Source organism: Flavobacterium lipolyticum (assembly GCF_020905335.1).
GTDB classification, from domain to species: Bacteria; Bacteroidota; Bacteroidia; order Flavobacteriales; family Flavobacteriaceae; genus Flavobacterium; species Flavobacterium lipolyticum.
In genome coordinates, this window is the sequence record NZ_JAJJMN010000001.1 from 3,306,459 (window position 1) to 3,333,304 (window position 26,846).

At 32.7% G+C, this 26,846-nt stretch carries 23 protein-coding genes, 2 tRNA genes and 1 pseudogene; 10 read left to right on the forward strand and 16 right to left on the reverse strand.

Translation table 11 applies throughout. From position 1 onward, the window contains the following. Positions 1 to 217 precede the first annotated feature (217 nt). From LNQ34_RS14130 to LNQ34_RS14170, 9 genes are all read right to left on the reverse strand, one after another. Positions 218 to 1,519: an McrC family protein gene (locus LNQ34_RS14130; RefSeq protein WP_230000199.1), complete on the reverse strand. Its 1,302-nt coding sequence runs from the start codon at positions 1,517 to 1,519 to the stop codon at positions 218 to 220. Beyond that, entirely contained in the window at positions 1,509 to 3,374 is a 1,866-nt protein-coding gene (locus LNQ34_RS14135; protein WP_230000200.1) for an AAA family ATPase, read from the reverse strand. Before LNQ34_RS14135 ends, LNQ34_RS14130 begins: the two co-directional genes overlap by 11 nt. Positions 3,375 to 3,395: 21 nt before the next feature. Continuing rightward, positions 3,396 to 4,634, reverse strand: a complete 1,239-nt coding sequence (locus LNQ34_RS14140; RefSeq protein ID WP_230000201.1) for a hypothetical protein — start codon at positions 4,632 to 4,634, stop codon at positions 3,396 to 3,398. Between the two features lie 18 nt (positions 4,635 to 4,652). Then, on the reverse strand, positions 4,653 to 6,728 hold the full coding sequence (locus LNQ34_RS14145) for a restriction endonuclease subunit S (protein ID WP_230000202.1): 2,076 nt from the start codon (positions 6,726 to 6,728) through the stop codon (positions 4,653 to 4,655). Beyond that, positions 6,725 to 8,152, reverse strand: a complete 1,428-nt coding sequence (locus LNQ34_RS14150) for a class I SAM-dependent DNA methyltransferase (protein WP_230000203.1) — start codon at positions 8,150 to 8,152, stop codon at positions 6,725 to 6,727. Before LNQ34_RS14150 ends, LNQ34_RS14145 begins: the two co-directional genes overlap by 4 nt. Further along, on the reverse strand, positions 8,152 to 8,712 hold the full coding sequence (locus LNQ34_RS14155) for a hypothetical protein (protein ID WP_230000204.1): 561 nt from the start codon (positions 8,710 to 8,712) through the stop codon (positions 8,152 to 8,154). Before LNQ34_RS14155 ends, LNQ34_RS14150 begins: the two co-directional genes overlap by 1 nt. A gap of 2 nt (positions 8,713 to 8,714) precedes the next feature. Further along, positions 8,715 to 11,135, reverse strand: coding sequence for an EcoAI/FtnUII family type I restriction enzme subunit R (hsdR, locus tag LNQ34_RS14160; RefSeq protein ID WP_230000205.1), 2,421 nt, complete (start codon positions 11,133 to 11,135; stop codon positions 8,715 to 8,717). 424 nt (positions 11,136 to 11,559) lie between these two features. Further along, positions 11,560 to 11,724, reverse strand: coding sequence for a hypothetical protein (locus LNQ34_RS14165; RefSeq protein ID WP_230000206.1), 165 nt, complete (start codon positions 11,722 to 11,724; stop codon positions 11,560 to 11,562). A 36-nt stretch (positions 11,725 to 11,760) separates the two neighbouring features. Further along, a complete protein-coding gene (locus LNQ34_RS14170) occupies positions 11,761 to 12,003 on the reverse strand; it encodes a helix-turn-helix domain-containing protein (protein ID WP_230000207.1) in 243 nt (80 codons plus the stop codon). Positions 12,004 to 12,745: 742 nt separating this feature from the next. Between LNQ34_RS14170 and LNQ34_RS14175 the strand changes: the two genes are divergently transcribed. Beyond that, entirely contained in the window at positions 12,746 to 13,783 is a 1,038-nt protein-coding gene (locus LNQ34_RS14175; protein WP_230000208.1) for a TonB-dependent receptor plug domain-containing protein, read from the forward strand. A gap of 319 nt (positions 13,784 to 14,102) precedes the next feature. Here LNQ34_RS14175 and LNQ34_RS14180 read toward each other — a convergent pair. Beyond that, positions 14,103 to 14,190 (reverse strand) — tRNA-Ser (locus LNQ34_RS14180). 222 nt (positions 14,191 to 14,412) lie between these two features. Here LNQ34_RS14180 and LNQ34_RS23550 point away from each other — a divergent pair. From LNQ34_RS23550 to LNQ34_RS14205, 5 genes and pseudogenes are all read left to right on the forward strand, one after another. Next, positions 14,413 to 15,720, forward strand: a complete 1,308-nt coding sequence (locus tag LNQ34_RS23550) for a Fic family protein (protein ID WP_230000209.1) — start codon at positions 14,413 to 14,415, stop codon at positions 15,718 to 15,720. A gap of 702 nt (positions 15,721 to 16,422) precedes the next feature. Beyond that, complete coding sequence (locus LNQ34_RS14190) at positions 16,423 to 16,632, forward strand: helix-turn-helix domain-containing protein (RefSeq protein ID WP_230000210.1); 210 nt, start codon at positions 16,423 to 16,425, stop codon at positions 16,630 to 16,632. A gap of 3 nt (positions 16,633 to 16,635) precedes the next feature. Beyond that, positions 16,636 to 16,950: a HipA N-terminal domain-containing protein gene (locus LNQ34_RS14195; RefSeq protein WP_230000211.1), complete on the forward strand. Its 315-nt coding sequence runs from the start codon at positions 16,636 to 16,638 to the stop codon at positions 16,948 to 16,950. Beyond that, entirely contained in the window at positions 16,943 to 17,866 is a 924-nt protein-coding gene (locus LNQ34_RS14200; RefSeq protein WP_230000212.1) for a HipA domain-containing protein, read from the forward strand. Before LNQ34_RS14195 ends, LNQ34_RS14200 begins: the two co-directional genes overlap by 8 nt. Positions 17,867 to 18,022: 156 nt before the next feature. Continuing rightward, positions 18,023 to 18,651, forward strand: a pseudogene (locus LNQ34_RS14205) (IS6 family transposase). Between the two features lie 232 nt (positions 18,652 to 18,883). Here LNQ34_RS14205 and LNQ34_RS14210 read toward each other — a convergent pair. Then, on the reverse strand, positions 18,884 to 20,161 hold the full coding sequence (locus tag LNQ34_RS14210) for a glycosyl hydrolase family 18 protein (RefSeq protein WP_230000213.1): 1,278 nt from the start codon (positions 20,159 to 20,161) through the stop codon (positions 18,884 to 18,886). A gap of 137 nt (positions 20,162 to 20,298) precedes the next feature. Between LNQ34_RS14210 and LNQ34_RS14215 the strand changes: the two genes are divergently transcribed. The 4 genes from LNQ34_RS14215 (at position 20,299) to LNQ34_RS14230 (ending at position 22,626) form a co-directional block, all read left to right on the forward strand. Then, positions 20,299 to 20,475, forward strand: a complete 177-nt coding sequence (locus LNQ34_RS14215; protein WP_202704514.1) for a hypothetical protein — start codon at positions 20,299 to 20,301, stop codon at positions 20,473 to 20,475. 39 nt (positions 20,476 to 20,514) lie between these two features. Then, complete coding sequence (locus LNQ34_RS14220) at positions 20,515 to 21,180, forward strand: IS6 family transposase (RefSeq protein WP_230000214.1); 666 nt, start codon at positions 20,515 to 20,517, stop codon at positions 21,178 to 21,180. Positions 21,181 to 21,472: 292 nt separating this feature from the next. After that, positions 21,473 to 22,135: a DUF4291 domain-containing protein gene (locus tag LNQ34_RS14225; protein WP_230000215.1), complete on the forward strand. Its 663-nt coding sequence runs from the start codon at positions 21,473 to 21,475 to the stop codon at positions 22,133 to 22,135. A 137-nt stretch (positions 22,136 to 22,272) separates the two neighbouring features. Next, positions 22,273 to 22,626 carry a hypothetical protein gene (locus LNQ34_RS14230; protein WP_230000216.1) on the forward strand — a complete coding sequence of 118 codons (354 nt, stop codon included), beginning with the start codon at positions 22,273 to 22,275 and terminating at the stop codon, positions 22,624 to 22,626. 329 nt (positions 22,627 to 22,955) lie between these two features. Here the strand turns inward: LNQ34_RS14230 and LNQ34_RS14235 are convergent. From LNQ34_RS14235 to lolA1, 5 genes are all read right to left on the reverse strand, one after another. Continuing rightward, positions 22,956 to 23,043 (reverse strand) — tRNA-Ser (locus LNQ34_RS14235). A gap of 151 nt (positions 23,044 to 23,194) precedes the next feature. Then, complete coding sequence (locus LNQ34_RS14240; RefSeq protein ID WP_017495517.1) at positions 23,195 to 23,593, reverse strand: acyl-CoA thioesterase; 399 nt, start codon at positions 23,591 to 23,593, stop codon at positions 23,195 to 23,197. Positions 23,594 to 23,596: 3 nt separating this feature from the next. Continuing rightward, the gene (gene ribB, locus LNQ34_RS14245) at positions 23,597 to 24,730 is read right to left on the reverse strand and encodes a 3,4-dihydroxy-2-butanone-4-phosphate synthase (RefSeq protein ID WP_230000217.1); all 1,134 of its coding nucleotides are present in this window, start codon (positions 24,728 to 24,730) and stop codon (positions 23,597 to 23,599) included. Positions 24,731 to 24,732: 2 nt separating this feature from the next. Beyond that, entirely contained in the window at positions 24,733 to 26,187 is a 1,455-nt protein-coding gene (locus tag LNQ34_RS14250) for an LptF/LptG family permease (protein WP_202703416.1), read from the reverse strand. A gap of 8 nt (positions 26,188 to 26,195) precedes the next feature. Beyond that, on the reverse strand, positions 26,196 to 26,822 hold the full coding sequence (gene lolA1, locus LNQ34_RS14255) for an outer membrane lipoprotein periplasmic chaperone LolA1 (RefSeq protein WP_487312999.1): 627 nt from the start codon (positions 26,820 to 26,822) through the stop codon (positions 26,196 to 26,198). Between the last annotated feature and the right edge of the window lie 24 nt (positions 26,823 to 26,846).

Consider the following 26,846-nt stretch of genomic DNA (forward strand, 5'->3'; position numbering starts at 1 on the left):
AAATAAGGAATGCTGAAAAGATAAAATGTTATTAATAATAAATTTTTAATCAGTCATAAATCTAAGAAATGATTCACCCTTTTTAATTCTTTTAACTGAGTTTATAATTTTGAACTTTATTTTAGATACATTCTGAGCTATTGATATCAATACTAAAATCAGTAACTGTGTAGAAAAAAATAATATAAATATTGTATCCAGATTAACCTTTTAAATCTTATCTTATAATCGGAAGATTTACACCTATTTTATAAAATCCAATGTATTTATTAATCTTCCTCATATCAATTACTAAATTACTCAAATGATTCTTTTGAATTTCTAAATCAGGATAAATGACTAGGCAATCTATATTCTTATTGTAGTCGTTTTGCTTAAGCTCATCGTAAACCTTTTTTAATCTAGCATAACCGCTTATTTGGCGAAAGTCTTCTTTATCAAGGCCTTTTTTGTATTTGTATTTAGGTTTATATTTCGCATCAATCACGAGTTTTAATTCTCCTGAATTTAATAAAAAATCAATTTCATGGGAATTATGGCAGTTCACCTGAAATTTTACCTCTCCATTCTTTGGATACTGTCTTTTTAATAATCCTAGTACATAATATTCAAATAGTTTACTCATATCTATCCAAAAAGGCGGTGTTGATATGGTTTCCTTTCCAATGTTGGCTATATTATATCCAAATCGTTTGAGAATCAATTTTGCTAATCGAGTAGCTTCACTGTATTCTTTATAAAAAGCATTTGATTTTGTATGTTTTATATCATTCAAATTAATTTCTTCTGATACGTTTTCAAATGCTGGTGTTATGAAGGTGAATAGTTCATAAGTGAAATCGTTGGAGCTCATATTTTTGAATGCAGGCAAATAACGTTTTATAAACACTAATGCTTTTTTTAGTAATCTGTTTTCTAGACCGTTTTCACCAAACTCATCATACCTACAATAAGTATATAATTGTTTATTTTTTAGTATATTTTGTTTAATTGTTTGATCTACTAAAACCTTTCCTTTGACTTTGCTGTTTAAGTTATGTTCAACTTTGTAATATTTTTTTTTTAGGCCTTTTTTAACGATTATTTTCAATAAACTTAAATACTGAATTACTAACAAAGGGGTTAGTAAATCTTTAGTTTGGTGAATTTCTATTTCCTTTTTATCCCATCTAATTTCAAAAAGTTCATCTAAATGCTTTTGGGATTTGATATTTGGTAGTGAAGCGAAAAGCATTTCCAAATAATTAATCTCTACTATTTCAGCCGTTTCTCCTTTATTTTTAGTATTTAATTTCGGTTCAATATAGATTGCATTCTTTTCATCTAGCCAATCTACTCCTATACAATAAGAGCTGCTTAAATGGAAATTTTGATCTTTTTTATAAATAGAAAAACAAGATACTGCTCCTCTTGGTTTGGAAAAATCATAACTATATTTTTCTTCTAATAAAGAATTCTGATGCTCTACTTTTAAAACATCGTCATAGTGCTCCCAATATGTTAATAGATTAGTTTTCAAATCTTGCTTTTAAGTCCACGATTATTTTTTCTGCTTTTTCCAATAAAATACCATCTTTTAGGTATTCTTCTAAAATAGGAATGATTTCGTAATTGACTTTTAGTTGTAACTCTCCATCGTTATTGACAATGAAATAACTATGTCCTAATTGAACTTGCTCTGGTTTAAAATCAGATGCTAATGTATCTCTGCTATTGAATAGTTCGCTGATTTCTTTAAATAAAGCTTTCGCAATTTCATTTTCAATAACTGAAGGATCAGGTAAGATATCGACAAAAGCAAAACGTCTTCTTATTGCATAATCAATGTGCCCTACACTTCTGTCAGCTGTATTCATAGTGCCGATGATTAGTAAATTAGGAGGAATTATTAGGCTATTGTCTCCATCTATATCATACATACTTTCCACTTTTTTCCCTCGATACTCCAAAGCATATATTAGTTCTCCTAAAACAGATGGAAGATTAGCACGATTAATTTCATCTATAATTAAAACGAAGTTTTTTAATTCTTCTTTTTCAGACGTACTTGGAACAAAATTTAAACTTTTGTCTAGTAAGAACTTTTTAAATAAATCAAGAATTCTAATATAATAGCTTGCATGCCAGTTAGCCAAACCAGATAGATTTTGATTGTGTTTAATATCTTGACGTTCATTGTTTTCATCTAAATAGGCTTGCTTAATGTCATTAAAAAGCATTCTATTTCCATTTTTTGTCCATCCTTCAATACCTTTATATCTAAATGCATCAAAATCTAATTTGACAATATTTACAGAATCAGTAATAACTATTTTTCCATTTTTCTCTAAATCATCAGAAATGAAATCAACAAATTTTTCAAATTGTTCATTTACCCACTTTTCTTTTGAAATTTCGACTTGTTCTTTCTTACTATCATTGTAATTTTTTAAAGCTTTCTTTGCAAATTGAGCAAATATTTTATCTTCCGTTTTGTATTCTATTATGCCATCAGTGCTCTTTGCAGTAATACCTCTCACAAAATCTTCATAAGTATATGATGGATGAAATTGTATTAGTTGATAAAAGTTGTTTTTAGCCCCTGCTGAATTTAGTTTATTAAACAAGTATTTTGCCACTGCAAGCTCATACGGCTCCAGTGCATTTTTATTTGAGGGTACTTCATTAATAAGAAGTTGATCAAATTTAATTTTAATTTGATTGAATTTTGGTGACCAATCTTGCTGAGCTTTTTCTGACCCCAAAGTTACTTTATCTAAAGACACATCCTTAATTGTATAATAATCTGTAGTACCGCTAGCATTTGGTATTTTTGCACCAACTTTCAATAAATCAACAAATTCTTTTTCTGATAAACTTGTACTGTAATTCTCGGTTAAGCGTTCAGCCAATTTCTTTGCAGTATATGTTTTTCCTGTTCCTGGAGGTCCCTGCAAAATTATCTGTTTCTTGTTTTTTAGAATCTCTATTTTTTTTTCTAGATCCATAGCCTTTTTGTACTTATTTAATAGTGACTTAAATTTAATTTTTATCTCATAGTTCTGTACTCTTGCGATTCCTTGTTGAAGATCATAATTGAATTGGTCTTCACGCTTTAGAACTATCCATTCTGCTTTATATACGAAAAGTTCATGTTGAAAAGGAATTTTTAATTTTAAAAATTCATTTTGATATTGCGGATAATTTAAACATGTTTTTGGTTCTGTCATTACATTTGCAAAAGCCAATACTGAAAAACCATCAGTAATTAATAGCCAATCACCAATATTATAAGTTTTGCCACCCCAGCCAATTACAATATTATTTTCTTTTATAAAATCATAGAATAAAGGTGTGTTGCTACCCCATCTACAACCTAATTTCCAAAGACTCATCTACTTTAAATTTAAAATTTGTTATTTTATTTTTGTACTATCAATTAAACCAAAAATACGCCCACTTGAAATAGAGCTAATTTTTTGATATTTTTGATAAAAATATCTTTTACGTTTTTTATCAAAGACAAAATCTGTTTTTGTTTTTTCAAAATCACTTGAAATCTTACTTGATCTTACTGAAAGTTCTATGCTAACTTTTTCTAAAAATTCTGCATCTACAAATTCATATTCTAAAATATTATCAAAATCTTGTGCTATGACAAGCTTTATAATAGTCTTAGTTAATGCCATTATAAAAACATCTCCTCCATTATCATTTTCTATAAAAAAGAAGGCACCAAATGCGAGAGAATTATTGACATTCACAAAATTACTAGTCTCTAAAAAAGTCATTGGAAAGCGTGCATTTGATTTTAATGGATTTTTATTAAAATCTTCAATATTTTCAGATTCAATTAACTGACTTATTCTGTCTTTCAATGATTTTTGAATAGCTTTATGGACACCAATTATAGAAAAAATATCTGAATAGTATAATAGTCTTGATATGAGTTTGAATTTTCTGGGAGACCATTCTACTTGAAATGCTTCTGGATCAACAAGCCATAATTTTGCGGTATTGGTATTATCTAAAACTGCAATAGTACCATAATATATATTCTCATTTTCGCATATTTCATTGTCTTTGTTTCTAGTAATTATATTGCTTTTCTTTGCTTTAATACTTCCATAATGTTTACTTACAGAGGAAGATTTTAAATTATTGTCATCACTTACAGTTCCTTTGTTTTCAACTTGGATAAATTTGGCGCCATCTGATGCCATTTCTATTTCATAGTCAAAATCTTTTACTCTTTTACCAGCTATATAAGTATTAGGTGTAATAGCCCAATCTGCTTCTGTTAAACAGTGAAATTTATTGATCACATTAATTCCTATCGAAACTCCTATTCTTTCAGTCATTTTAGAAGCAAACATTCTTTCTGAAGATTGCTTTGATTGAATTGAACCATTTGAAAAATCTAAAATATCTTGAATATCACCTAATCTGTGCTGGACTTTTTTCTTTAGTTCTGGGAAGGTTCTCCAACCGTCTTCGTCTGCTTGTTCCGTAAACATCATATAAGAAAGAAATTCATCTTTGGAAATAGTAATTTCTTTGCCAACTAGTGTTTTAAGCTCTTGATAATTTGGATAGCACTCAAATAACTTTTCTTCTCCAGCATTATAATAGTCAACAAATATTTTTAAATTCAAAGTACTTTGTATTTAATGTTATGCAAACTTTTTTAGTTTTTCAACTAGCTCTAAGTTTTCAATTAAACTAATCATCTTTTTTGTATCGGTTTTAGAGAATTTCTCCGCTTTAGTTTTAAAACCATTTTGTTTTATTTGCCATTTTTGCATATCATTATAAATGATTTCTAAATCAGTTGATTTGGTATCTATAATTAGTTTTGCAACGGTGTTCAGTAATTCTATCTTATCTGTTTCTTTATTAATAAATGACATTTCATAAATATCTAAAACACTATTTACTGCCTTTATAAATTCTCGGTTCTGTGCATTAGTTAGAGCGTTTAAAACTTCTTTTTCTTTTGATGGCTGTATTACAAAAACCTCTCTGTTGCCTTTTCGATCTTTGGTTAAGTACTCATTTTTAACTAAATCTTCTTTTAACTGTGGAGAAAAAGTACCGTGGTTAGAATTTATAAAATTATAGGGGATTTTTTGATCTGTAAACGCATTGATGTTAAAAACTGTTTTTTGTGTTGCTACTTCACCATAATTAATTTTTAAACGATTTTCAATTTGTTTGTGAATCATAGCCACATACAAACTGTAATTAACGTCCTCAAATAAAGAATCTGATGAGTCTTTAATTTTGAAAGCTTCTTTTAATACTGCTTGAGTTAAATTTTGTGCATATTGTTCACTTATATTAATTTCATTTTTTAAAATATCACAATTCTTAAATAAAATTTCTAGTTTTTCAACAATTACTTTTTGCTCATTCAACGGAGGTAATGGGAAAAAAGCATTTCTACCTTCGTCGGTACCTAAACGAGGCATTTTCATTCCCCCAACTTTAGTAGCCACATAATCTAGAAAATCCTTTCTTTTTAAAGCGTACATAAAAAAGAATGGATTTACATCACAGAACATAGTTAATGGTAAAATTTCAGTTGTACATACGCCTTCTTTATTTGCTACGACTACCTTATCTAGATAAGGACGTAATTTTGAGTACAACACGTCACCTTTTTTAAAAACACTTTTAGTACTATTTGACTTTCTGTTTTTAAATGTTACCTCATTAATAATATTTGAGCTTTCCTTTTCAATATCTTCTAAATCTAGTACCCACGTTTCATCATTAATATTTTGTGGTTCCGCTTTTTTTGATGAACCATAATTTGTAATTTCTCCTAATCTGCACCACGTCCAATTTTCAGGAAGTTCATAAGGAATTACTTTAGTTAAAATAGGAGGTAACTTTTTTTCTCTTTTGAGTATTTTTTCTTTTATAAGTCGTTGTTTTTCTTTCTTGATTTGTTCCAACAGTTTTGTTGCGGTTTCAGCTTTTGAATTTTCTTCACGCCATTTCACGGTCAATTTTCCCTGCATCGCTTCTGAAAGAATTGATTGTTTTAGTGCTTTTTGTAATTCAAGTTGATTTCTTTTTTCAATTTGAATTTTTATTAACTTATCGTATTTTAATAATGTTTCATCAATCAATTGATACAAATTATTATAACCATTAATTAATTCTCCATTAGCAATTTTAACCGCATCATTCTGTGCTGTTTCATCACATTTTGGGAGTATTAATTTTTTAAGTTTATTAGCATTTACACTTGGTCTAAAATTATCTTCGTTAAGTGACACAATTTGTGACCAATATACATAGCTATTTAGAAAAAGATTCAAAAAGTTTGGATTAGTACGTTCATTAGCTCTGATGCGAATGAGGTAGCCTGCATAAATTGATAGAGCTGGTGGCTCTGAAATTAAAAAGCTTTTTCCTGTTGTTCCTCCTGTTCTTGCAATTAAAATATCGTTGGGGAATAACAAATAGGTTTCTTCATCAGTACAATTGCAATAAGGTACTGTTTCCCAATTTACCTTACCATCTGTTATATCGCTTATTCTTAAGAACTTGTTTCTTCCGTGCACTAATGCAGAGGCATTATAACCATATTGAGTACCTGTAATTAAATCTTCTAAGTGAACTATTTCGGAATTCCTTTCAAAAAAATATTTAAGAATGATAGTGTTACGAATTTGCTTTTTAATCTCGTAATTATCATTCAAAAAAGTTAAAGGAATAAATTTGAATGATAAACTCATAGACTTAATTCTTTTAAAAGTTGATTAATTCTACTTTGGCTTTTGATCATTTTTTCTATTATTTCCGCTCTATTATATTCAATAACTTCTTCAACCTTGTTAGGGTTTTTTATATCTAAATCCCAATTGTTCAAGTCTTTTATATTTACTTTCCAAGAAACTTCACTTTCTTTTCTTTCATTCCACCAATCTATAATTGGTTGAAATTCTTCAAACTGAATGACTTTCTTTTTAGAATAACTTTTTTGTCCAACTGGCAATTCGTGTCTGTAATACCAAATATCCTTTGTAGGACTTCCTTTTTGAAAGAATAACAAGTTAGTAGCAACGGTAGCTGGAAAGAATGTGCTTTGTGGTAAACGTATTATTGTGTGTAAATTACAATCGGTTAACAGTTTCTCACGAATACGAGCTTTAACCCCCTCACCCGTAATAGAACCATCGGGTAGTACAATGGCGGCACGTCCATTATTTTTTAATAATTGAAGCATTAGTATAACAAACAAATCTGCACTTTCTTTACAACGATACGAAGCAGGAAAATTGGTTTCTACACCGTCGGCAATACTCGCACCAAATGGAGGGTTTGCTAAGATTACATCAACCCGGTCTTTAGCCGTAATTCCGTTGTATTCTTTTTTCAAACTATCGATATAATGATAATCTGGTACTTCAATACCGTGTAAAATCAAATTGGTTAAACCCAATACGTAAGAGACTGGTTTTAGTTCCCAACCGGTTATACTTTTTTGTAAAACAGGTTCGTCATGAATAGTACTTACATAGTTTTCGCGCACGTAGTCTATGGCGGCTGATAAAAATCCGCCGGTTCCTGCTGCTGGGTCTAATACTTTTTCTCCCAACTGTGGGTTGATCATTTGCGTCATCAATTGCGTTACCGCTCTTGGTGTATAATATTCTCCCTTATTACCTGCATCTCGTAATTCTTGAAGAATGCTTTCATAAATATTTCCAAAAATTTGTTTGTCTTCAGTTTTATTAAAATCAATTTCATTTAGCTTGTTGATTACTTTACGCATTTCGTAACCTGACTTCATATAGTTATTTGAGCCATCAAAAACTTCTCTTACAATTGCTGCACGCTCTGGATTTATATTACTTGTCAACTCTTTTAATGTTGCAAAAAGACCTTTATTACTTTCAGCATTACTATCAATAAATTCTAACAATTCTTCTCCTGTTATTCCTTCGGAATTGGCGGCCCAATTACGCCACTGAAACTTTGAAGGTATAACTGTAATGTAATCATCTTTTGTTAATTCTAACTCAATGTCTTTATCATCAATAATTTTTAAAAACAACATCCATCCAAGTTGTTCTAATCGTTGAGCGTCTCCCGAGATTCCTCTATCTTGACGCATTATATTTCTAATACTGCTTATTACCGCACCTACGTTTGCCATTATAGTATATTTCTATTATATTTTAGGGAATAAATGTTGTACTCTGGTTCTGGATTACCTGTATCAATATTTATAAAATAAATTCTTCTCATTCTTGATGGTTCTGTTTCAAAAAAACTACGATGTAGTCTTATTAAATTTAGCATATCGTTAAATCTTCTATTAACAGTTATCATCACAACATTTTTAAAATTTAAATAAGAAGCAGTTGCTTCAATAAGCTTATTGAAATCGGCTGATAAATTGATAGTCGCGTCTGTTTTTACTTCAATAAACATTCTTTGGTCATTCCTGTTTTCTTGGGCTTGATGCAAGACTAAATCAGGCCTCATTCCAACTGATAGTTTTGTTATATCAAAATGTAAGATAAGATTATTGTAATAATTTGCATTCACAGGAACTTCAATTATATTTTTAAATCTATGATAGAGTTCGGCTGTGAATGGATTTTCAGTTACTTGATTATACTGTGTTTGATCTTCTCTTGTGCCAATTGCATTAAAATATCTTGAATTCACTTGCGTCACAGCACTAAGTAAATCAATTACGCATTTATCCATTTTTAAGCTTTTTTATATAATTCTTCTTCAAGTTCTTTAATTGCTAATTCATACTGAGGTTTTCCACCAAAAGCGTTTATTAGTTCCACAGGTGTACCTAATTCATTTATTGGTTTTAGTTTTAAAACTTCCAAACTTTCAATCGTCAATACTCCATCATCAGCATATTTATCTAATAGATTAGATAAAATTGTTTGTGCCTTTTCTGAATATTTAGTAAAATAATTTCTTTTTTTTACATTATTAGCTCGGTCTTTTCTTGATAAAGCAGGCATATCAAAAGCAACGTGACACACTAAATCAAAAGGGTCAAATTCTAATCCTACTTCTTCTTTTAATGTTTCAAAGAAAATTCCTTTTTCTTCTAATTCTTCAATAATGATTTTCTTTTTATCTGCATTGTTCCAAGCTTGCAGAAAACTGTCCAAAGTCTTATATTGCTTACCAATACTTTTTTTTGTGTAATGAATTAAACTTTCTGTAATTATTTTACCATCGGGACCTAAATACTGAATTCTTTCATTAATGATTTTTACATCAACCCCTTGAACTATCTTTTTAATGGGCTTAGGTTTTGGCCCTTCACCACCTTCTGGATCAGTAATCTCTGGATAGTCAGGTTCAGGAAAATCTGGGTCGTCAATTACATCTGTTGGAGGTGGATCAGTTATAACAATTGCATCATCACCTTCAATTTCAATTATAGAGACCGGATTGCCATCAAAATCAGGGTCAGCAAAGTGATTGGTTACATTTCTGAAATCCATAATTGTAAAATAGGTTTTTCCATATTCTTCATTAATTCGCGTACCACGACCGATAATTTGCTTGAATTCGGTTATTGAACCAATATTACTGTCTAATACAATTAACTTGCAAGTTTGCGCATCAACACCAGTGGTCATTAATTTTGATGTTACTGCTATAACTGGGTATTTCTCACTTGGATTTATAAAGTTATCTAACTCACGTTTGCCTTCTTCATTATCGCCTGTAATTTGCATTACATATTTACTATTTTCCTTAACCAAGTCGGTATTTACATTTGCTAAGGCAGATCGCATACCTTCTGCATGTTCAATATCAACGCAAAAAACAATAGCTTTATCAAACCGATTATTCAGCTTTAAGAACTCTGTAATTTTATTGGCGACTAATTTTCTTCGATTTTCGACAACAATATTTTTGTCAAAGTCTTTTGTGTTGTAAATTCGATCTTCAACAGGGTTACCATCTTTATCAGTGAATCCTTGTGGTGGTCTCCAACCATCTGCATCAATATCTAAAGTTACTTTAACCACTTTATAAGGAGCTAAGAAGCCATCGTCAATACCTTGCTTTAATGAATATGTATAAAGAGGTTCTCCGAAATAATGGATATTAGATATTTCTTTAGTTTCTTTAGGAGTAGCTGTTAAGCCAATGTGTGTAGCCGTATTAAAATATTCTAATATTTCTCGCCACTTACTATCTTCTTTTGCACTACCTCTATGGCACTCATCAACTATAATTAAATCAAAATAGTTACGTGAGAAATCTTTAAATGAGTCTGGTATTTCTGGATTAGAATTACTTAGCCCTTGATATAATCCTAAAAAGATATCGAATGCTTTATCCGCATTGTCAATCCCTCTTTTATTGTTTGCAACTAATACATCTCTACCATCAACATTTATTACTTTCTTTTTAATGATAGTCATAGCATCTTTGAAATGACGAAAATCCCCTCTCAATGTTTGATCAACTAACGCTGTTCTGTCTGCTAGAAACAATATTTTACGTTTGCTTTTGCTTTTAAATAACCTATACGCAATTTGAAATGCAGTGTAGGTTTTACCTGTTCCGGTAGCCATAACTAAAAGAATTCTATCCTGACCTTTAGCGACTGCTTCAACTGTTCTATTTATAGCAATTTGTTGATAGTACCTTGGCTTTCTATTACTATCGGAAAAATAATCTTGTAGAATAATTTTTTCTTCAATTTCGGTTTCTATTTTTTTGAATTTTTTATATTTTTCCCAAAGAAAACCGACAGTGGGGAAATCTTCTAAAGCCAGATTGATTTCGATATCTCCAGATGTAATTGTTTTGTCGTGAAAATAAAAACCATCCCCATTACTGCTGAAGACAAAAGGGATATCCATCAGGTCGGAATATTTCAAAGCTTGTTGTATTCCAGAATTTAAAGAATGATTATTGTCTTTTGCTTCAATTATAGCAACAGGTATTCCTGAAATATAAAGCACATAGTCAGCAAAAAGTTTCTTACCTCTAGCCGTTAATTTACCTTTAACCCAAATTCTACCGGCAGTAATTGCATATTCTCTAATAATCTGAGTATGTTCGTTCCAACCTGCATTAATTATTGCAGGCGTAATATATTTTTCTTTTATATCAGATTCAGATAGTAATTTTTTATTCATATTACTTGGTATATGGTTGAATATGCAGTATTTTTAAGTAGTTTACAAACTTACGAAAAAGCAAGGTGTTAAGGCAATAAGTGCATACAATATTAAGACTAGTATTTAATTTTTTTTGATTTTAAAATATTCTAATAGAATTTAGACAAAGTAATTTTGTACTATTAAACCTTTTTAAATTTCTCTTCGAATCCTTCGTTTTTTTTGTTTAAACAGCTTTGTTGGCTTACTAAAATTGAATTATACTTTTCTAAACTAATAAAACCATTTTATTTTTCTTTACGGTTTTCCATAATCGAACAAATAAATAATAGGCAAAATAGTTCTTTTAATGATGAAAATCCTACCGTATAAACACCTGTTTTGAATTTTTTTAAGCATAAAAAAAGATACCGAAGCATCTTTATAGTTGATTTTAAATAAATTATTTTTTTAATTCTTGAGCTATTTTAAAGAAAACACAATCTTTTATCTCCTCTTTCGTTGTTTTACCCGAACGTATACATTCCCTAATATAATTCCTTATATTTCCATTTACAATTACAGCATATATCTCAATCGCTAAAGCATTAATCTCTACTTCTGTCATATTTTAAAATTAAAAATGATAAATATCTTTTCTTCTTTATTCTTTTTCTAAATCAAATTTGAAATTAAATAATTCTTTCGGTTCGATATCTAAGCCTTTTGCTATAGATATTATAGTACCTAACGACGCTCCATGTTCACCGTTTAGAACTCTATATACCTGCTTAAGTTCAATCTTACCTACAGAGGCAACAGTCATAACATCTTTTTTATTGTTATCCATTACCTTTTGTAAATTCTGACCAAATGCGATATAATATTTTTTTCGAATCTCTTTCATAAAGTGAAATTGAGACAATTAGAATAAAAAAAATGTCAAATTTGACAATTTTGTGATTTTATATATAATATATATGAACTCTAAAAAATTATTTAAAGAAATTTTAAATAGGATTTTATTAATTTTGTGACTCTTCAATTAAAATATTTGAAGCATTCGCTTTGAATCTCGAACAGAAAACTGGCGTTTTTTAAACCACGAGAGGATAAGTAAGATGCTCACGTCATTGGCGTGGGCTCGCTTATTCGTGTGCGGGTATACCAGTACCTTGGAGCGATATAAGCTGAGTTCTACGCCATTTTTTTATCTTTTTGGTACTAATTCTCCGCTTATATTCTTAGCGTTCCTCCTTCATTTTCATAGCCTCGCATTTAGCTAACTGTCTAATCAAAACTATCTGCTTATGAATTAGAAAAGATTTAAGCCTATTTACTGTCTGCGCTGTCATGATCTTATTTTGAATTAGTCAATTGTATAGTTGCGGGCTTTTAAAAAGGAAGAATTACTAAGGCTTTATTAGAGCCAAAAAAAGCCCTCTAACCGGTCGACAAACAAGTTTAGAGAGCTGAATTAATACAAACTTTCGTTTTAAATTAACTAACCCAAAATTATGAAAACTATTTCATTGAACAAAGGGTTGGCTGCACTATGGTATCCGTTTATTTTCGGCTTCTACCTATTTTGCACTCCAGCCTTAGTACGGAATACCTTGCAGTTCTCCATTTCACAACAATAAGCACAGGTGAGTGGTATTGTAACTGATGATACAACCCCTCTTCCAGGTGTGAGTGTTTCAGTTAAAAACCAGAGAAATACTGTCATCACAGACTTTGAGGGTAAATTTACCATAACAGTATCATCTGATGTGAGTCTAATTTTTACCTACATCGGTTTTAAAACCATTGAAATTCCAGTTGCACGACGTTTATTAATCAATGTGCAGATGGAGCAAGACCAGACTACCCTTCAGGAAGTCAGAATTAATACGGGCTATTATTCTGTTAAAGAAAAGGAACGTACCGACAGTATTGCGAAAATTAAAGCGGCGGATATTGAAAAACAGCCTGTCAACAATCCATTAGCGGCAATGCAGGGACATATGGCTGGAGTAAACATTACTCAAAACACAGGAGTTCCGGGTGGCGGCTTTAATATTCAGATCCGTGGTCTTAGCAGTATACGTGGAGACGGCAATGATCCATTGTACATTGTAAACGGAGTTCCATATTCATCACAGTCGTTAGGAGATGCGACTGTTTCTGCATCCGCTATCTCGGGTGTTACAAATCCGCTGAACAATTTAAATGTATCGGACATAGAAAATATAGAGGTATTGAAAGATGCCGATGCGACAGCAATTTATGGTTCCCGCGGGGCAAACGGCGTGGTACTGATCACTACAAAAAAAGGCAGGTCAGGAGAAACACGTTTTAATTTAAATGCATTTACGGCTGTCGGCAAAGTGGCAAGAAAAATGGATTTAATGCAGACCAGCCAGTATCTGTCAATGCGCGCAGAAGCTTTTGCTAATGATGGCATCACTGAATATCCTGAAGGTGCTTACGATATTAACGGTACTTGGGATCAAAATCGTAATGCCGACTGGCAGAAGGAATTAAAAGAATATTTGTTACAAGGAGAATTATCCTTAATTTCAATGAAAGAGAAATCAATTATAAGAGAAACCGAAAGGCTTATGAATGCTTTATGGACGGGACTTACAAAAATTGGTTTAAATTATGATTTGTACTTTGAGAAAGTAGATGAGTTTATAAGATAGGTTAAAATTACGAATGATTATTTTCTTTTGCGCAACTTCTAATATTCGTTTCTGTGAAGTAATGCAGACAGTCCATATTGTTTCCTTTATTTACTTTCAGTTTGACTATTTCTTTATAGGCTTTAGTTACTGATCTTTTACTGGTGCATTCGTTATTTCCATCGTTTCGGTTTAAGTATTTTTACTTAATATGTGATTAACCGCTTTTTAGGATTGCGCTGAAAAATAAAGTTTGTTTTGAAACGCATAGAAATAAAAAGCCGTTAAACATCATTGTTTAAAGGCTTTTGATATTTAAAGTTTCTTTTGAAACTTCTTTTGGCGGAGGAAGAGGGATTCGAACCCCCGGACCTGTTACAGTCAACAGTTTTCAAGACTGCCGCATTCGACCGCTCTGCCATTCCTCCAGTAAGATGCAAGCATTTGCTGATTGCGGGTGCAAAGATAGAATGTTTTTTTGATTGCAGAAATTTTTTTCGCATTATTTATCAAGAAAGATGATATCTGTACAGTAAGTAAGAAGTAACTTGTTTAAAAAAAGGCTTCTTTATAAGAAAGTTCTTTTTAAAAGTTGCAATTTATAAATAAATATGTTAATTTTGAATTCATAATTAACATGTTTTGCTGTTGTGAAAATAGAAAGTCCTCCAAATGTAGCGAATATACTTACGGCTGAACTGATTAATGATTTTTTTCAGCGCAAATACGAAAGTTTTGTCAGAAGCACTGATGATCGCTATTATTATTGGGACGAATTGAAGTACAGAAAAAACCTTCCTTTTCCTGACGATCTGGAAAAATCATGGAGTTTAATTAAGCTGCACAGGCAGGTGTCTTATAAGGCGTTAAAATTTGGAAACAGGGAGTTTTATTACAATGTGACTGAAAATATCCAAAAAAATCTGCACGAGTTTGATTTGAAGTTGATAGGAGGATTGTATAAATCCCCGATAACGCAGTATGATAAAGCTGAGTACCTAAAAAGTTCAGTCCTTGAAGAGGCTATTGCAAGTTCACAGGTTGAAGGGGCTGCAACAACAACAAAAGTAGCTTTTGAAATGCTGAAGTCAGAAAGAAAGCCCAGAAACGAGTCTGAGCAGATGATTTTCAATAATCTTCGCGCGATAAAATTTATTACGGGCGAGCTGGATAAAAAACTGGATTTTGAATTTATTGTTGAGATTCATAAAATAATGACAGCAAATACCAGTGCGGAATACTGCTCGGGAGTCTTTCGAAAAACGCCGATATTTGTGCAGGATCATGTGGATGGAGAGATAGCCCATACACCTCCCGATGCTGATGCGGTGGGTTATTTTATGCAGGATCTGTGCGATCTTGCAAATTCGGAAAAGCCCTTTATCCATCCGATAATAAAAGCTTCTATAATCCATTTTATGTTTGGATTTATCCACCCGTTTCTTGATGGAAACGGAAGAACGGCGCGTGCCCTGTTTTATTGGTTCCTGCTTAAAAAGGATTATTCGCTGATAAAGAATATTTCCATTTCCAGAGCAATTCTAAATTCAAGAATCCAGTATGATAAAGCTTTTTTAAAAACAGAGAATGATGATAATGATATGACTTATTTTATAAATTATTCCATTAAAAGTTTAAGAGTTGCATTCGAAAGCTTGATTAATTACAGGGATAAAAAGAAAATTGAAGCGGACAACAGCAATTTAATTGCTTACAAACTACTTGAAAAAGGGCTTAATAAACGACAGGCCGATCTTGTGTCTCATCTGTATTCAAAAGAAGATGCCCATGTGAATATTTCTTTATATTCTTCAAGACATGAAGTTGTAAGACAGACTGCAAGAAAGGATTTGAACGAACTTATACGTATGGGACTGATTGGGGAGCAGAAATCCGGCAGAGACATTGTAATTAAACTACTTTCCAGAGCAAAAGTGGATAATTTTTTAGCTCAATAATTTTTGACTATAAAGCCCGTGGAGTCAATATTTCTCGGGCTTTAATTTCTTTATCAATCATTTTATAGATATTTTTTACAGTTTAAAGAACGTTGTGAAATAAGCTAATCATATGCCTTTTTTTCTTGTCTTTTTAATAATTCAGTGAACCCGTGTAAAATTATATCTCATAGATGTAGAGACCGCTGGAAATTTCAAGATGAATAATTATTCGTTAGAAATATTCTTAGCATAGAAGCTACGCTGGAGAGCATTTTATTACGGATCTTCAGACTCCGCAACATAAAGTTTAACTGGTTAATTTCCTAAAAAAAGAAATATACAGTCGCTAACGGTTGTGGGTAAAGAGTTTACATCGATTCGAACTAAACTCAGCTGTCCTTGATTTTACTGAGTTTTTACTTTGTCAAAAATCAATGCGCCACGATTCTGCCACAAAACTTGAATACTTAGAAGATGATATATGTCTATGTTTATAATTTTAAATTCAGTGTTAACTTGTGTGGTAAAAAAAGCAAAAACTCCGTTTATCAATAAAAATTACTGCTTTGGCAGTAATTTTTATTGATTGATACATTAACTTTGGATTAATTTAAATATTTTTAACTATTTACTGTTAAAGCGGTAAAATATTCCAAACTTTGTAGTTTTTTATTCTATAGAAGATAAAAAATGACTACATTTACTGCTTAGACAGTAATTATGAATGATTTTGATTTAGGGCAGTTAATTAGGGAACATCGCAAAGCTGCGGGACTTACGCAGCTTCAATTAGCAGATCTGGCAGGTATCGGCAAAACAACTGTGTTTGATATTGAAAAGAATAAAACATCAGTAAGATGGGACAGTCTAGTCGCAGTCTTGAATATTTTGAATATTGATATTCAATTTATAAGTCCATTAAAAAAATAAGAGATGAGAAAAGCAGTAGTTTATGTTCACGGTACCAGGGCAGGTGAGCTTATGGAAGAAGAAAACGGAAGGTATTTATTTATCTATGATGATGATTATTCTTCAGAGCCAGTGTCCTTAACGATGCCTTCTGCCCACAAAAAATATTCATTTCTGGATTTTCCGCCGTTTTTTGAAGGGCTGTTACCGGAGGGTATAATGCTTGAAGGCCTTTTAAAAATAAATAAAATAGATAGGAAAGATTATTTTTCACAGCTTATAGCTGTAGGTAATGATTTGGTAGGGGCAGTAACGGTTAAAGCTGAAAGTAATGAATAGATGTCTGATTACTTATAAACCTTGCGGAGAAGATTTGTACAGCGTAGAAGGCTTGAAATTATTATCTTCTAAGTTGCTCTCATTACAAACGCTTCCTTTTTCTGCATCAGAACTACGTCAGGAAGCAGCAAATAGAGCAACTAAGTTATCAATTCAGGGCGTTCAGCCTAAATTAAGTGCCGTATTATCGATTAAAAACCAGCAATTTGAAATTGTAGATCAGTACGGTAATTTTATTATCAAACCGCAGAGCGATATATTTCCTGAATTACCCGAAAATGAAGATCTTACTATGCGAATGGCTAAGGTTTATGGAATTGAAGTACCGCTTCACGGACTCATATATTCTAAAGATAATTCGAAATCTTATTTCATAAAAAGGTTTGACAGGTATGGTAAAGGCAGGAAATATGCCACTGAAGATTTTGCACAGCTGACAGGGAGTTCCAGAGATACTAAATATAATTTTACGATGGAGAAAATTGTAAAAGTGATAGAGGACTTTTGTACATTCCCTTCAATTGAAAAAGCAGAATTTTTTAAGAGAATCCTATTCTGTTTTATCACTGGTAATGAAGACATGCATCTCAAAAACTTTTCCTTGATAACAAAATCAGGAAAAACAACTCTAACGCCTGCTTATGATTTCCTGAATTCGTCTATTGCTATTAAAAATCCGCAGGAAGAAATGGCTCTTAAACTAAAAGGGAAAAAAAACAATTTTAAAGCGGGTGATTTTATTGATTATTTTGGAAAAGAAAGATTAGGGTTAAATGACAAAATTATCGATAGCGCTTTAAAATCAATGTTCGAGAATACAACAAAATGGAATGAATTAATTGAGATTTCTTTTTTGTCTGAAGCAATGAAAGAAAAGTATTTTAAATTGATGAAAGAACGATTGGCGAGGTTTTAGTTATTGATATTTTTGAATATTTTATTGATTTAATTTTTAGTCCAATTTCTCATATTAGCTTAGTTAGGTTCTGTCGCATCTGGGAATAACTTTTATCTTTTGAATTTTAAACCGATCAAAAAGATGAATACTAAAGGTTATTGTTATTCAAAATAGATCATTCTTAAGGCTGTGTATTTTAAATTAAGATTTACACTTAGTTATCGGAATGTTGAAGAGATCATGATAATGCGCGGAGTTCATGTTGATCATGCTGCTATTCAACGCTGGGTCTATAAGTTTACACCTTTCATCAAGTTAGAAATGAAGAAGAGAAAAGGCAGAGTGGGGACGAGCTGGAGATTGGATGAGACCTATATCAAAGTAAAAGTTATATGGTGTTATTTATATCGAACGGTAGATAAATTAGGTAATACGGTTGACTTTCTTTTGAGCAGAAAAAGACAACAAATGAGCGCTCAGTCTTTTCTAATTAAAGCAATTACTAATAATTGCCAAGAGTAATAAACATTGATAAAAGCGGTTCTAATACTGCAGCAATCAAAGTCTATAACAAACGTTCATTCTCAAAGATTAAAATCCGGCAGTGTAAATATCTCAACAATATTATAGAACAGGATCATCGTTTTATAAAGTGGAGGATACAAAACGGGTTAGACTTTAAAAGCTTTGAATCAGCAAGACGAACATTGAGCGGAATTGAAGTTGTGTATATGCTGAGAAAGAATCAGATGATTGAACCAGGGATAACTATGTGTAAATCATTCTGTAAATTGGCGGCCTAACTTTTAAATTACTTAAAGTGTTATATTTGATTCTGACAGATGCGACAGACCCCCCTTTTACTTGTATAAACTAAATCAAAGCGTTTGCAATTTGGCTTTTTAGATACTTACTACTTAATAAAACGTATTAAGAACCTTTTTTTATTAGCCTGCGTTACAAACGCTACAATTATCTTTTAAATATTATGTAGGCACTCGTTGTATACGAGCACCAGAGGGAATAAAAAAATCACTAACCGAATACTCCGTTGATCTGCGATAACACCCAACTGAAACCTCCGCCTGCCAAATTCACATAACAGGTTTGTCCACTGAATGCAATAATAGTTCTACCCGCAGGTGCGGTCACCTGAAAATTTTGTGTATCAACTACATTGGGATTAATGGTGGCGGGATAACTTGTGCCGTTGATGGTGATTTGAACTACCACATTTTGTCCGTACCAGTAGCCTGTTACGTAACTGAAAGCGGTGAGGCCATTTGTGAGATTGATCGGATTATTCCCATTGCCGCCATCACCACCGTGTTGTAATAGTTGTACCACATACGAGCCGTCGCTGCTGACATTGGTACATTGGATGGCATCCACAACATCTCCGCTACGGATAACGATACTTTGGATAATAGTAGGAGTAGTTTGCGCATTCAAGATGGCTCCATCGTCGAACACAACCACATCCGGTTGGCCGGTCAGGTATGGCCGCATCAATAGTTGCTGACTTTGCTCGAAAGGCCAGTTGGAAGAATCAAGCCGCCAACTCATCATAGTTTGGTAGGGGTATTGCTTACTCTGGTACTGAATCCCAGCAGCGTATTGCTGAGAAGCATAAAGCGCAGTGACACCACTTTCTAAATAAGCACCGAATCCCAATAGATCGGCATTGATACCGTGTGCAATAAATACGCTAGGATCGCTAACCCAGTAACTTTGCAAATTGAACACATCCACATTGGCATTCACAGCGTCCGCATTCAGGTTGTTGACATTACCGGACTGGTTAGAACTCGCCGAAATGGCCAGATAATAGGTATCCCCGAAAGCCTTACCCAATGCGTTGAGCCATTGGCCACATTGCTTATGGGAGAGTTGGCTCGTGGGCTGTTCCCAATCAATGTCAAAACCATTGAGGTCATTTTTAGCCAGAAAGTTGGCAACATTGGTAGCAAAAGTGGTCAGCAGGGCGGGGTTGTTGATGATCGTTTGGAGATCCTTGGTGATTTCTTGGGTATGGGCCAGTAAAGCAAATATGGTGATGTCCGGGTTTTGTGCACGGGCATCTAAAACCTGTTGTGCAAGATATGTGTTACTGGTTTGCAGGGTGGGACTGCTAGGGTTGCTCATATCCACTCCAAACCAGCCGATGCTCAGGTAATCAAGGGTGCTGTATATCCCGTTGAGCTTAATAGAACTAAAATTGCTGTTGGGTGAGCTGTAGGTCGCGTTTGCTGGATGTAGCTCATTAGTCAGCCACGCACCGATGGCGCCGGTAAAGTTTTTTTTGCTTTTCATGTGATTAGAATTTTAGAGTTTTTTCTACCTAATTTTTAATTTCTTTATTAAAAATACCAACTAATAGGCTTTTATAATGCAAAAAATGTAATGAGTACGATTTTCTAATGTATGAGTAAGCATAATCTTGGAATAAGATGCAGTTAATTATTTTAAACGATTTAGAAGAAGAATTAAAGGTTAAGAACCAAAACACAAAATTAGATCATAAAATAAGTACAAATTTGTCTTATGGATTTTTAAAAAACCGAATTTTAGAATTGCTTTTTAAAGAAGCTCCTTTAGAAGAAGTATTCAGGTTCTGTCGCATCTAAAGCTAAGTTTTATCTTTGCCTTTTTAAATTCTTAAACTCATGAATACTAAAGGTCATTGCTATCCGATGTCTATTATACTGCAGGCCGTATATTTTAAGCTTAGGTTTACATTAAGCTATCGGGATGTTGAAGAGATCATGATAATGCGCGGAGTTCATGTTGATCATGCTACTATTCAACGCTGGGTCTATAAGTTTACACCTTTCATCGAGTTAGAAATGAAGAAGAGAAAAGGCAGAGTGGGGGAGAGTTGGAGATTGGATGAAACCTATATCAAAGTAAAAGGCATTTGGTGTTATTTATATCGAGCGGTAGATAAATTAGGTAATACAGTAGACTTTCTTTTGATCGGAAAAAGACAGAGAATGAGTGCTCAGTCATTTCTAATTAAAGCAATTAGTAATAACTACAAGCCAAGAGTGATAAATATTGATAAAAGTGGTTCTAATACTGCCGCTATCAAAGTCTATAACAAGCGTTCATTCTCAAAGGTTAAAATCCGGCAGTGTAAATATCTCAACAATATTGTAGAACAGGACTATAGATTTATAAAATTTAGGATACAAAACGGGTTAGGCTTTAAAAGCTTTGAATCGGCAAGACGAACATTGAGCGGAATTGAAGTTGTGCATATGCTGAGGAAGAATCAGATAGTTAAACCCGGGATAACTATGTTTAAATCATTCTGTAAATTGGCAGCATAACTTTTAAATTACTTAAAAACTTGCATTTGATTCTCTCAGATGTGACAGAACCAAAAAAGGCCTTGTAACATCTGCAACAGATTTGAGAAATAGAATTAGGGAAAAATAGTTTTGTGTTTGAATTATTTACTTCTCTTTATTGTTTAAGTAAAATAAATAGAAAAAGCTGTCGAAAATTTGACAGCTTTTTTTTTGAACAATACTTAACGCGTTTAAAATGTTCAATGTTTTTAATCTATATTTGGATAAAAGTCTGAGGCTTTAAGTGTAAAAATAGACCCTATAAATAAAAATGAACATAAATACAATCCAACATCACAGCTATGAAAAAGGACTTCCTCAAGAAGGAAATTTTATACTTGGACAAAAACATGGAGACAATATATTTGTATATCAGGCATTCAATGATAAAATTGCGGACTATGCGATAGAAAATCAAAAATTTGGAGGACAAGAGTACAGCTTTGACAGAATGACTTGGATAAAACCAAACTTTTTGTGGATGATGTACAGGAGTGATTGGGCGAACAAAGACAGCAACCAAAGTCGAATTTTAGCTATTGAAATGACTTTTGAAGGTTTTCAAGAGCTTCTTGCCGAAGGCATTTTAACAAGCTATAATGAAGCCTACGGCGATGAATCTGCATGGAAAGAAAAACTAAATACTAGCAACGTAAGAATTCAGTGGGATCCTGACCATAATATTAAAGGAGACAAGTTAAAACGCAGGGCTGTTCAAATAGGAATTAAAAATGAAGCTTTAAAAAAGTTTAATAGCAAATTTATAAAATCAATTCAAGACATTACTGATTTTGTAAAAGAACAAAAAGAAAAAATTGACAGCGGAAAAGGTTGGTATTATGTGATTAACGAATCTATAATTGAAGTTAACAGTGATTTAAAAAAGAAATTTTCTATACTGAAGTATTTCGAACATCATTTGTTGAAGAACTAATTTTAGAATTTGAGAATACAAAAGAAATCAGTCAAACAAATTTTGAAAAACTGCTAGTTGATAACGATCAACCAGAAAGAGATGAATTTGTTGGTTATGTAAAAAATTACATTAATGCAGAATTGTCAAGGTATCTTTTGAAAGCTGCTATTCTTTACAGAAGAGATGAGGAATTGGGTGTGTTTGACTGTATGTGCGAAGACCTTCTGATGCTTAGTTACTTTGCTAGTAAGAATAAGAATATAATTGATCTTCACTTGATTTTGGAAGCTAAATTAGTGGATTTTGACACTTGGTGCGGATTTGATGGTGAAATGATTTTTTATCCTTTGGGACATCAACAAACAAAAGAATACATCGCAAGCTATAAAGATTTTTTAGTAGAAAATATTCCAGGATTTGCTCCTCAAACAGCTGACTATTTCATTGAATCTTTTGACGAAGAATATTTGTATAAAAAAAACCATAGCAGAGCCTTTTGGTATTTTTGATCATATACTACTAACTTTAGGCTGATAAAAATAGGAAAGCCATGCAAAAATTACGATTTAAAAAAGAAATAAATGTGTCGGCTTCAGCTCAAAAAGTATGTGAAACGATGCTGGGCTTAAAGGGTAAAGCTACTTACCAATATTAGGTTGCAACTTTTGAACCTGATCCTTTTTCTTGTTCAGATTATCTAATCTTTTTGCTTAATCCCCAACTTTTGAACCTGATCTCTAAAACATGTGCTTTTTGAAAAGTTTGTAAAAACGAAAAAGCCTTTAAACACTAGTGTTTAAAGGCTTTTGACTTTTAAAGTTTCTTTGGAAACTTCTACTGGCGGAGAAAGAGGGATTCGAACCCCCGGACCTGTTACAGTCAACAGTTTTCAAGACTGCCGCATTCGACCGCTCTGCCATTTCTCCAGTATGTTGCGATCATTTGCTGATTGCGAGTGCAAATATAAGATGCTTTTTCGGTTCTCAAAACTTTTTTAGCGCTTTTTTTTAAGCTTTTTTGAAATAATTTTCAAGTATCTAATTATCAGTATTTACGAAAAATAGATTTTTGAAAAAATTAGTTCAGGTCGTCCAAAATAGGCACCGGTTTTTTGTTTTCATCCACCGCAACAAACGAAAATGTTCCAGAAACTACGGTTTCGCGAAGCTCGGAATACATTTGCTCCATAAAAATATCGACGTGAATTTTACAACTCGTTCTTCCAACACTGATCACTTTGGCTACTAATTCGATTAAAGTTCCCGCCGGAATGGCTTTTTTAAAATCGATTTGACCGGTTGAAATCGTTACTACTTTTTTTCTGCTGAATCTTGTAGCACAAATAAAAGCAACTTCGTCCATAACATGAAGCGCTGTTCCTCCAAATAAAGTGTCGTAATGGTTTGTGGTACTCGGGAAAACCGCTTTGAAAATTCGTGTTTCCGATTTTATAATTCTTTCTTCTACTGTTCCCATATATTAATAACTTACGTATTCGGTAATTTCAAGTCCATATCCAATCATTCCCACACGTTTTGTTTGTTCCGTGTTAGAAACCAATCTGATTTTTGAAATGTCGATATCGTGTAAAATTTGCGCACCAATTCCATAATCTTTGCTGTCAATGATTACTTTTGGAGCTTTCATTGTTCCTCCTGCCTGTAAGGTTTTAAGTTCGGCAATTCTGTTCAATAGATTTACAGCCGTCATATCCTGATTAACGAATAACACGGCTCCTTTGCCATTTTCATTAATCACCTTGAACATATCGTCTAATTGCTGTTCAGCATTATTGGTCAAAGTGCCAAGTAAATCATTGTTTACCTGCGAAGAATTGATTCTTGTTAAAATAGCCTCTCCCAGATTCCAGGTTCCTTTTGTTAAGGCAATATGAATTTGCTTGTTGGTAGTTTGCTCGTATGCTCTTAATCTAAAAGTTCCAAAACGGGTTTCAATATCAAAATCCTCTTTTTTAACAATCAGGCTGTCGTGTTGCATTCTGTAAGCTACCAGATCTTCAATCGAAACTAATTTTAGATTGAATTTTTTAGCCACTTTTGCCAATTCAGGTAAACGAGACATGGTACCGTCTTCATTCAAAATTTCGCAAATAACACCAGCTGGTTTAAATCCTGCCAACCTGGCAAAATCTATAGCGGCTTCAGTGTGTCCGGTTCTTCTTAAAACTCCGCCTTGTTTGGCTACTAAAGGGAAAATATGTCCCGGACGTGCCAATTCATGTGGTTTAACATTTGAATCGGTCAGTGCTATTACCGTTTTAGAGCGGTCAGCTGCCGAAATTCCTGTTGTTACCCCATGTCCTTTTAAATCTACAGAAACCGTAAAAGCAGTTTCCATATGATCGGTATTGTTGGTTACCATTGGTCTTAGGTCTAATTCCTTACAACGGCTTTCTGTCAATGGAGCACAAATTAATCCGCGTCCGTGAGTAGCCATGAAATTGATCATTTCCGGAGTTACTTTTTCGGCTGCAGCCAGAAAATCGCCTTCATTTTCGCGATCTTCATCATCCACTACAATGATTACTTTACCCTGACGAATGTCTTCAATAGCTTCCTCAATGGTGTTTAGTTGTATTTTTGTTGTTGACATAGTTATTTTTGATTTTGAGCAGGAAAAAACCGCTCGGAAATTTTTTGAAATAGTTGTGAGATTGGAGTAGTAATTGCATCAAAGTTGATTAATCCGTTGTCGTTAGTAGCACGATACGTTAATAATACAGCTAATGGTGATAGTATAAAAGAGGACATCCATGATCCTAAAAACGGATTCATTGCACCTTCCTGTGAAAGTCTTTTTCCGAAAGTATTAATGAAATGGAATGTAATAAAAATTAAAACGGCAAATACAATAGGCAGACCAAGTCCTCCTTTGCGAATGATAGCTCCTAATGGTGCACCAATAAAAAACATTAAGAAACAGGCAAAAGCGATTACAAATTTTTCGTATAAGGCTGTTAAATGTTGATTGATATCTCTTTGTTTTTCTTTTAAATCGTTTTGTGTTGATTCGATAGAATAGATATTGCTTGTAACATTGCTGCTTGCCATTCTTATTACATCAGCCTTCTCTTTATTAGTGTAAAGTGATAAAAGGTTGTTAGGCAGATTCTTTTTCTTTTTATTTGTTTTTACAGGAACGGATGATTTGGTAATACCCACACGTTGATTGATATTTTCTGAAAAAGAGATGATTTCATTATCCAGATTTTTGTTCAGGGAATCCAGTGTATAACGAAGTTCGTTAATATTCAACATTCCGTTTGTGTTGCTTATGTTTTCTTTATCGTCAGCGGTTTTGTTTAATTCGGATAAATCAATATTAATGATCTGTTTTTTGAAAGCACTTTTTATGAAAGGCAGTTTCGCGCGATCTTCGTATTTTTTCGGAGTAACGTCCTGGTAGTAATATCCGTCATTTAAAACTAATTTTAAAATGCTGGATTTTTCGTTACTCATCAATTCACCATCTTTGGCTTTGATAACGGTTTTGTTTTCGCCGGTATTGGTTGGTTTTTCGTGAATCGTAACACCGGTTAAAATGTTTCCATTTTCACCAGATTTTTTGTTGACTTTAATGTTGTAAAACCCAACGTCATTAAACTGCCCTTCGGCAATTGCCATGGCAGGCTTAGCTTGTGCTATGTTTTTTCGGAAATTAATAAATTTATATTCCGCATACGGAATCACATTATTGGCGAACCAGAAAGCTACAATACTTAAAACAAAGATAAACACGATCAAACCTCGCATCGCTCTCTGAAGTGATATTCCTGATGATTTCATCGCTGCGAATTCATAATTCTCAGCCAGATTTCCGAAAGTCATAATAGAGGCCAGTAAAACCGATAGCGGTAAAACCAGCGGAATGATTCTCGGCATCGAGAATAAAAGGAATTTCACAACCAAAATCAAATCAAGATCTTTACCTGCAAGTTCAGAGATAAAGAGCCATACGGTTTGGAGTATGAAGATAAAAAAAAGGATTACAAATACCGTAGTAAATGTAATCAGGAATGTTTTGAGTAAGTATTTGTCTAAAATTTTCAACCTTGTAATTAATCTAATTTATTGATGTAGTATTTTGGATATTTGCTCGCTACAAATGTAAATTGATTTTTTGATAAAGGCTGATTGGTTTTAAAAGAATTAACGGTTAAAGTGGTTTTTGTTCCATTTTTTCCGGTTTCGATCAGGTTATAAATGTGTTTGGTCTGAACATCAATACCTAAAAGAATCTCTTTTCTTTGGTCTTTAGAACTTGTAGGAGCTAATTTGATATATTGTATTTTTCTACCTTTTACATTTTGAACAATATCCATGTTGTATTTGTAGCCGGAATTGAAGAAAGTCAGCATTTTTGAAGGTGTAATAGCAGTATCGTCCTTTTCGTTTACTTTAGAAATGGTTACTTCTTCGTCTTCCGGAACGATGGTGTAGGTTTTCTGACCGTCAAATATTTTTGTTACTCCCATAAAATTCAATACATATTGATTGCCTTTCATGGTTACATTTCCTTTACTGTCCTGGTTGATGTTCTCTTTAGTGTTATTCAGTGTGTATTTAAAGTCAATAACAATATTGTTGTAGCTTTTTATTTTTGAAGTTACTTCATTCAATAAATCTTTGGCTTTTTTATCCTGAGCCTGAATAGAAGTGAAGCTCAAAAGCAATAAAACCGCCATTTGAATGCACTTTTTAGTCATCTT